Source organism: Pseudomonas sp. SIMBA_067 (genome assembly GCF_046534675.1).
Taxonomy (GTDB): domain Bacteria; phylum Pseudomonadota; class Gammaproteobacteria; order Pseudomonadales; family Pseudomonadaceae; genus Aquipseudomonas; species Aquipseudomonas putida.
Genome location: NZ_JAWRYH010001464.1, coordinates 1 through 231 on the forward strand (window position 1 = coordinate 1; position 231 = coordinate 231).

Genomic DNA, 231 nt, shown 5'->3' on the forward strand with positions numbered 1-231 from the left:
CTTGGCGCGACGCCAGGGCCATGCGCGCAAGAACGGCTGTACCCGCTGTGGATAAAACTGTTGGCCCGGGTGCCAGCGCCAGCCAATACTCCAACCACCCTCCCCCTGCTGGGCAAGACAGATAGGCTGACCTGGGTCTGTCCACAATATTCCTGGGCTACTCTCAAGATTGTCGACAATCCGGTCCTCCTCAAATGGGCTGTCGACAATCTGCTCAGGGCTGCCGGGTAG

General features: G+C 60.2%; 1 pseudogene. It reads right to left on the minus strand.

Features of this window, described 5'->3' with window-relative positions:
• A pseudogene (locus tag SB765_RS34280) lies at nucleotides 1-231 on the minus strand (cobalamin biosynthesis protein CobW); the annotation flags it as partial.